This is a genomic window from Pontibacter beigongshangensis, assembly GCF_014332515.1.
GTDB classification, from domain to species: domain Bacteria; phylum Bacteroidota; class Bacteroidia; order Cytophagales; family Hymenobacteraceae; genus Pontibacter; species Pontibacter beigongshangensis.
In genome coordinates, this window is the sequence record NZ_VFSD01000047.1 from 1 (window position 1) to 3,257 (window position 3,257).

At 41.5% G+C, this 3,257-nt stretch carries 3 protein-coding genes and 1 tRNA gene; 1 reads left to right on the top strand and 3 read right to left on the bottom strand.

What is annotated here, in order from left to right:
- Window positions 1–202 precede the first annotated feature (202 nt).
- Window positions 203–277 (top strand) — tRNA-Glu (locus tag FJM74_RS21985).
- A gap of 208 nt (window positions 278–485) precedes the next feature.
- Here the strand turns inward: FJM74_RS21985 and FJM74_RS21990 are convergent.
- The 3 genes from FJM74_RS21990 to FJM74_RS22240 all read right to left on the bottom strand — a co-directional run bounded on the left by FJM74_RS21990 (window position 486) and on the right by FJM74_RS22240 (window position 3,043).
- Window positions 486–1,742, bottom strand: coding sequence for an OmpA family protein (locus tag FJM74_RS21990; RefSeq protein WP_187264807.1), 1,257 nt, complete (start codon window positions 1,740–1,742; stop codon window positions 486–488).
- A 429-nt stretch (window positions 1,743–2,171) separates the two neighbouring features.
- Complete coding sequence (locus tag FJM74_RS22705) at window positions 2,172–2,618, bottom strand: helix-turn-helix domain-containing protein (RefSeq protein ID WP_206684090.1); 447 nt, start codon at window positions 2,616–2,618, stop codon at window positions 2,172–2,174.
- Between the two features lie 20 nt (window positions 2,619–2,638).
- Window positions 2,639–3,043, bottom strand: coding sequence for a cupin domain-containing protein (locus FJM74_RS22240; RefSeq protein ID WP_206684091.1), 405 nt, complete (start codon window positions 3,041–3,043; stop codon window positions 2,639–2,641).
- Window positions 3,044–3,257: the final 214 nt, after the last annotated feature.

The window sequence follows — 3,257 nt, forward strand, 5'->3', positions numbered from 1 at the left end:
AGTATCTAGTTTTGAAAGGTGATATTTTCAGTGCGAATTTACAAGAAGCATTAAGGAAAACCAATATTTTTTGTAATAACTCTAATTGCTGAGTATGAATGAGTTAAAGCCTAAATTAAAAAAAACCGGAGAATAGTTTTGTATATATCCAGAAAGCCGTATCTTTGCACCATCATTCAAAAACAGGTTTTTTAAATGATTTGGCCCGTTCGTCTAGGGGTTAGGACTTCAGATTTTCATTCTGGCAACAGGGGTTCGATTCCCCTACGGGCTACCACTATAAAAAAGCCGCTCCACATCATATGGAGCGGCTTTTTTGGTTCGATAAATTTCCCCTTCGGTTAGACTTATCGAACTATGAGGTAGAGCAGATTGTATTCTTCTAAAGTGTTTAGTTTTTTGCATTATCTGTTTCACTCGTTTCAGAGGAAACCAGTGTGAGATATTAAAAAAGCGTTAGCTGTATCTGTCTCAGTCAACTCGCCTTATTTCTTTGTAACCAATACATCAATACGTCGGTTCTGGGCACGACCTTGCTCCGTTGTGTTGTCTGCCACAGGATGCTGTTCGCCATACCCTTCTGCCTCTAAGCGACCTGCAACTATACCTAATTTCTGAATAGCAGCTTTTACGGCTTGGGCTCTTTCCTGAGAAAGCTTAAGGTTAGAAGCTGGCTGGCCCACATTGTCAGTATAGCCTCCGATTTTGATGTTAACCTGCGGGTAGGCTTTCAGTATTTTCGCAATGTTATCAATCTGTTCCTGCGATTCAGGTTGTATTCGGGCGCTTCCAGTATCGAAATTTAGGCGGTCAAAACTAAACCAGCCTGTTTTATCAGGCTCTTGATTTTCGTCTTCAATAAATGCTACCAGTTTGCTTTCAATACCATTGGGTGGGATGTTGAGCACTACACCACCTGGAATCTCTCTTTCTGTAAATGTTGCATCTGTTTCAGTTGTAGCCATCGTATCTACATCAGTTGCAACAGTTGATTCTTCGGTAGTGACAGGCGCAGGAGTCACTGTTTCTGTGTCTGTATCGTCTTTGCAGTTACGAAGTCCAAACAAAAGCAACAACAGCGCTCCAAGACCCAGTAACAAAGGCCAAACCCAATTCGTTTTCTTTTTGGGTACAGGTGGAGGGGTATGATGTACTCTTTCCGTAACAGGTGTATGTACTGGTCGCTCAAAATGTGGTGCAGCGGCGGCGGCACCTGCCCCTCCTAACCCTAAAATGCTACCTAAGCCTGCAGGAAGCGCACCCATAATACTAGACTTCTGGCTGCTCAGGTAACTGCTTAATCCGCGCTCATCCAATTCATCATCGTGGGTCTTCTTACCTAAAAAGTCTAACACTAACGGAGCTAAATAGCCAAGTATAGCCGAAACTGATGTAGATTTAATACCAGCGAAATTACTGAGTGCACTGCTGACTCCCCCTAAGTTGTTACCAAAGATCTCAGACAAAAACTGGTTACCAATAGGTGCGGTGCTACTCGGTGCCCCCGGAACAGTATTCGTTATATCGGATAACAAACCTCTATCACTCTGCCGGATCAGATTAAAGATGGATCCCATAGCTCCTGGATTGGATGTGCGGTTAACTAATCCTCCTAATAAGGCTGGTAATATACCACCAAATGCTTTAGCAGTTGCAGGCTCACTCTCGCCTAATTCTCTGCTTGTTCTTGAAATGAGGTCCGGGGATATGAATCCACGCAAAGACTCGAGTAAATCTGCCATAAGTTATTTGCATTAAATTTGAATAAAACAAAGTATTCTATATACCAATTATATCCTATTTGGTTGCAATATATTACAAATATCAGGCATGATAACTTACTCATTTTCTATAGTTTAACTTCACCCTACTTTTCATTTTCAAAACGGTGGATATTTAAGATAGGACTACTAAAATTCAACTGCTCTTTTACCCTTGTCAAGCGTGTCGGTCCGCAAGAGAGAGAATAGTATACCAGGAGCAAGAGGTAATGAAAAGTAAGGGTAATACTAAAGAAAGTTAAAGCAACATTTCTTACAAATAGTGTATTAAGGTAATCATATCCAGGTAGAAATGGTTCGGTAATTCCATGCTTCATTCTACCAAGAGCCGCTTCAGCTATACCTGAAGCGGCTCTTTTTTATGTGGCTGACCTTCAGGAAACGTTACACTTATAAAGAATCATCTTTACCATTTACCTGCAGAAACTCCCCTGCCGTCATCCCGGTCTGGGCTTTGAAAAAACGCATCAGGTGATTGGGCTCGGGGAAATTAAGTTCATAAGCAATCTCACTGAGTGTAAGCTTGGAATGGAAAAGATAGTACTTGATTTCGAGGAGCAACCTTTGCTTGAACAGGTGCTTAGCCGTTACGTTGAACTGTTCCTTTACAGCTTTATTCAAAGAAACCCGCGTGATCCCCAGCATGTCGGCATAGTCGCCCACACGCTGTTTATGCTTAATATTGATTTCAACCGACCGTTTGAATTGAAAGGCATCATGGTCATTGTTCCTATCCATTTTCAGTTGGTTGACGACAGCGTATTCCCTGTTCAGCTTCTGCAAAATATAATAGAGCAGCGACCGTATGATGTGTCCGCTGTCGGCCTTGGGATGCACAAGCTCTGATTTTATTTCTGTCAGAAGCGTGCAGAAGCTTTGTATCTTTTTTTCCCCACCTCCATCTTCAACGGATAGTCCAGCTGGTAGAAGCACAACAAGCGATAGGCAAACAGCTTATCGGCAAAAAAGTCGTTTAGGAAATCCTCCTGGAAAAGAAGTATGGTAAAATCCTGTTCACCCTCATCGAAATGCCACTGCCTTTTCTGATATGGAGAAAGGAAAACCACACTGTTGGCGGTCATTTCAATCTGGTGATCATTCAGCAGAAGTTTCCCCTTTGCTTTTTTATAGAACACGATCTCAAAAAAATCCGTGTTGAACGGTACTTTTTTTAAATAGATGCTGTCAGCACTTGTAAAGTGCAGTACGTTCAGGAGCACTTCTACTCCGCATTCCGTCTTAAGAAATTTAAGGGTTTCCATACACTTACCATTGCTCAGCCTTTGCCTAAAAAATAGCAGATTCTGTTCATAAAGATGCTATGATGAAGATAGCTGTAAACCTTTATCCCTAGGGTAGGCTATCATGCAATTTAACGCGAGTTTTGGGTTTAACTAATTGTTAATCAGTAGTTAAGGTACAAAAAAACAAGACAGCGCCAAAAGCAGTAAGATTTAAAGTTGGACATTTCAAATT

Coding starts and splice junctions, on each gene's coding strand:
- FJM74_RS22240 (WP_206684091.1), bottom strand. CDS start 3,043: ATGGAAACCCTTAAATTTCTTAAGACGGAATGCGGAGTAGAAGTGCTC.
- FJM74_RS21990 (WP_187264807.1), bottom strand. CDS start 1,742: ATGGCAGATTTACTCGAGTCTTTGCGTGGATTCATATCCCCGGACCTC.